The sequence below is a fragment of the Shigella sp. FC1544 genome, assembly GCF_001722145.1.
Lineage (GTDB): Bacteria > Pseudomonadota > Gammaproteobacteria > Enterobacterales > Enterobacteriaceae > Escherichia > Escherichia coli.
Genome location: NZ_MECT01000170.1, coordinates 1 through 3,881, shown reverse-complemented (window position 1 = coordinate 3,881; position 3,881 = coordinate 1). Strand labels below are relative to the sequence as shown.

Annotated in this window: 3 protein-coding genes and 1 pseudogene; 3 read left to right on the top strand and 1 reads right to left on the bottom strand. The window is 38.5% G+C overall.

Annotation, left to right across the window (positions count from 1 at the left end; translation table 11 throughout):
• Positions 1 to 204 precede the first annotated feature (204 nt).
• Both BGK49_RS10595 and BGK49_RS10590 read left to right on the top strand, forming a co-directional pair.
• Positions 205 to 924, top strand: coding sequence for a type III secretion system effector phosphothreonine lyase (locus BGK49_RS10595; RefSeq protein ID WP_001121865.1), 720 nt, complete (start codon positions 205 to 207; stop codon positions 922 to 924).
• Positions 925 to 1,355: 431 nt separating this feature from the next.
• On the top strand, positions 1,356 to 3,065 hold the full coding sequence (locus tag BGK49_RS10590; protein ID WP_005041841.1) for a ShET2/EspL2 family type III secretion system effector toxin: 1,710 nt from the start codon (positions 1,356 to 1,358) through the stop codon (positions 3,063 to 3,065).
• A 159-nt stretch (positions 3,066 to 3,224) separates the two neighbouring features.
• Here the strand turns inward: BGK49_RS10590 and BGK49_RS31515 are convergent.
• Positions 3,225 to 3,416: pseudogene (locus BGK49_RS31515) on the bottom strand (hypothetical protein); the annotation flags it as partial.
• Between the two features lie 338 nt (positions 3,417 to 3,754).
• Here BGK49_RS31515 and BGK49_RS10580 point away from each other — a divergent pair.
• Positions 3,755 to 3,881 (top strand): transposase (locus BGK49_RS10580; protein WP_073848895.1); only part of this gene is annotated, 127 nt, incomplete at its 3' end.

Sequence of the window (3,881 nt, the reverse complement as noted above, 5' to 3'; positions counted from 1 at the left end):
AAGCCAAGGGCTACCGCAACCGGGAGCGCTTTAAGCTGGGAGTGATGTTCCACTATGGGAAACTGAATATGGCGTTCTAAGCCTTCCCACCATGATCGGAGAAGACCCTTACGCTTACATACATTACATATAATGTATCGTTTTATAAAAGATGATAAACAATCAATATAAGATAATATATCTACTTTATAGAGGACGTTTTCTATGCCCATAAAAAAACCCTGTCTAAAACTAAATTTAGATTCTTTGAATGTTGTGAGGTCTGAAATACCGCAGATGCTTTCTGCGAATGAAAGATTGAAAAATAACTTCAATATATTGTACAACCAAATACGGCAATACCCAGCGTACTATTTCAAAGTAGCATCGAACGTGCCAACTTACTCTGATATATGTCAATTTTTTTCTGTCATGTACCAAGGATTCCAGATTGTGAACCATAGTGGAGATGTGTTTATTCATGCATGTCGTGAAAATCCTCAGAGTAAGGGGGATTTTGTTGGGGACAAGTTTCATATTAGTATAGCTAGGGAGCAAGTTCCTCTGGCATTCCAAATTTTGTCTGGTTTATTATTTTCAGAGGACAGTCCTATAGATAAATGGAAGATAACTGATATGAATCGAGTTTCTCAGCAATCTCGTGTGGGGATAGGAGCTCAGTTTACGCTATATGTAAAATCAGATCAGGAATGCTCGCAATATAGTGCTTTATTACTTCATAAAATACGACAATTTATAATGTGTCTCGAGTCTAATCTATTAAGAAGCAAAATCGCTCCCGGGGAGTATCCGGCGTCAGATGTTAGACCTGAAGACTGGAAATATGTCAGCTATCGTAATGAACTACGAAGCGATCGAGATGGAAGTGAAAGGCAAGAGCAAATGTTACGAGAGGAACCATTTTATCGTTTGATGATAGAGTAGAGAAGATGCCAGCTACACCACCTTGTAGCTTGAAAACTGGTTAGAATAACTACGATTAGATTTGGCACAGCGTATGCAGCCTGATTCCTGACCGTGACAGAGCATTCGGCTCATAAACTGCTGAGCTACTCATCTGAAATCCGAACAGTTGTCCACCACTTCAGCGTGCATCTCCTGTTTGAGTCGTTTGATTGCTTTTCGGGATATTAACCTGTCGGATTTTGCATTAGTTAATGCTCCCATCAGGCCTTCATCTTTTCCAGTGCCTATTTTCCTGTTCTCCTTTTGCACAATATAATCAGATCATCTGTATCGTTGACGAGCTCGCTATCTTATAGGAGCATTCTGAATAAGCTACCTCCTTGTAAGGAGGCTTTTACTATTAGTAACTGCAATCTAATAGTATTATAACATCTCTATGGTTGTCTTCTATGCCGTTAAATAAAACATTTTCATCTAGTATATTTTCAACAAAAAATTCGTTATCAACAGATATGTCTGTTAACAGAGATAATAGAACAATAACAAGTTCTATTATGAGGGTCTCAAACTCCAGTGAACTAATTCAGTTTAAGAATAAAACAGCACCTTATTTTTCAGAAAAGAGAAATGTGAGGGTAAATATAAATGGAGTGGCAAAAGATATATATGGAAGACAAATAGTTTGCCGTCACCTAGCTTCCTATTGGGAAATGAATTTTATGGAAACAAATGGGAAGGTAAACTATCAGCTTCTTAGCACCCCTGATGCTATTGCAAAAAATGTATGTTTGGAAAAAACGGAAGATTTTTCAAAATCACCAGCTTATATTTATTTTGTGGAAAATAAAAAGTGGGGAACAGTTATTACTAATTTTTTTTATAACATGAAAAAAAATGGAGACTTTGTCAGAACATTATCAGCATGCACATTAAACCACCAAATGGCGTTAGGGTTGAAAATAAAGCGCGTACAAGAAAGTGAAAAATGGGTTGTTCAGTTTTTCGATCCTAATCGAACTGTTACTCATAAACGTACTGTATTTACTTGTGATAGCCATTTCGAACTGAGTCAATTATCCGCTAAGGATTTTTTTGATGATTTTTATTGGAAAATTTATGGTCTGGAGCAACCCGGGCAGGTAATATTTGAAGATAGGCATAATTCCCCTCTAACAAACACAGTGAAACTTTTACCAGATGAATTGATCAATTCCAGAGTTATATATCATGCGATAACAAAGAATCTGACAGAAGTATTATTTATACTGATGGAAAAATACAAAAATGGTGAAATTTCTCAATCTAAACTGGTGAACCTTCTGGCCACGAGAAGCTCTGATGGTACTCCTGCATTTTATATAGCACTTCAAAACGGATGTTCAGACATTATTCAAGTATATGGTAAGATATTAAATATGTGCAATCTTAGTCAAGAAACAATACTTACATTGCTTGCTGCGGTAGGGGCAAACAATGTGCCGGGTTTATGCATGTCTTTTATGAACGGACATGTAGACACAATAAAAGCCTATGGGGAAATAGTCTTTAAAACCCCGTTAACTTCCGATAAGAGATTATATCTATTAGCTGCGAAAGACAGCCATGATTTACCTGGGTTATTTTTTGCATTGCAGAATGGACATGCAGATAGTATTCGTATGTTCGGAAGTCTGCTTAATAAGAAAATGCTTAGTAGTGAACAAATTAAAGAATTATTGAAAGTAAAGCATGGGTTGTTTATGGCACTTCAAAATGGGCACACAAAGGCCATTATGGCGTATGGAGATATACTAAAAATACTCCCCCCTCACCAGGAATATATAGATGAATTATTATGGATAAAAAATCCCAACGGTACATCAGGACTTTTTATGGCATTTTATAATGGCCATACCGAAACAATACGTGCCTTTTGTAATATTCTAAAAAACTATAGTTTTACCACAAGACGATTGGTCGAAATGCTGTCCGCAACTAATAAAGATGGTATTCCTGGTGTATTTGTATCTGTAGTAAATAGAGACAAAGAAACAATATTAGAGTATTGTAGAATAATAAAAGAGAATAATCTGGAACCGGATACTATAGCAGAACAATTTTCAAAGAAGATGAAAAAAACGTTTATTGAAATAATAAATAGATTTAATCATTTTTTATGAGACTGTAATTTAAATTGTATAATTACCTGTTTTTGATATGTTCACTCCAACAAGGTGTAGTGACCGGGTAACTGCCAACTTTCAGGCAACCACCTCGATTGGCAACCTTGTTTCCATATCGAGTTCAAATATCCCGTAGGGGTTTACATGGGCGTAAACTGATGATTGTTCAGGTTTCCATGGTATGGCCAAATCTTCTTCATGGATAAAGGTCACATCCAGAGGGTGAGTATTTCCAGTTGCCCGTAATATCGTCGGCTCAATATCATGCGCGTTCATCGGTATCATCGATGCCAGGAAAGCCCACTGGTCAGGATAAGGCCGGAAGGTGGTATCAACAAAAATGTTACCAGGATATGCCGCGCCAGCGGCATGTAAGGCGGCACTCCGTTGTTGCACATGGCAGAGGAGTAAAACCGCCGAAGCCCGGCGTAAGCCGGTACGGTCGTCCGGATATCACCGATCCTCCTCCAGCCCTGCGAGGCAATGCGGCCTGTCAGCGATGAAAATGCCTCTGTGCGCGGTCGGAGTGGTCCCGACAAGGAGTTACTTTTACCGTTACCTCTGTAGACATAACCGCACTCAAAGAAACTGTATATACCAGACCAGTTGTATCAAGCTTATCTGAGGTAGCCTGAGTTTAACGGACACTCCTTCCTGAAATAGAATGGCATCAGAAGGAGCCAATAATGAGCAGAAAAACCCAACGTTACTCTACGGAGTTTAAAGCCGAAGCCGTCAAAACGGTTCCTGAAAATCAGCTTTCGATCAGTGAAGGCGCTTCCCGATTATCTGTTCCTGAAGGCACTTTAGGAC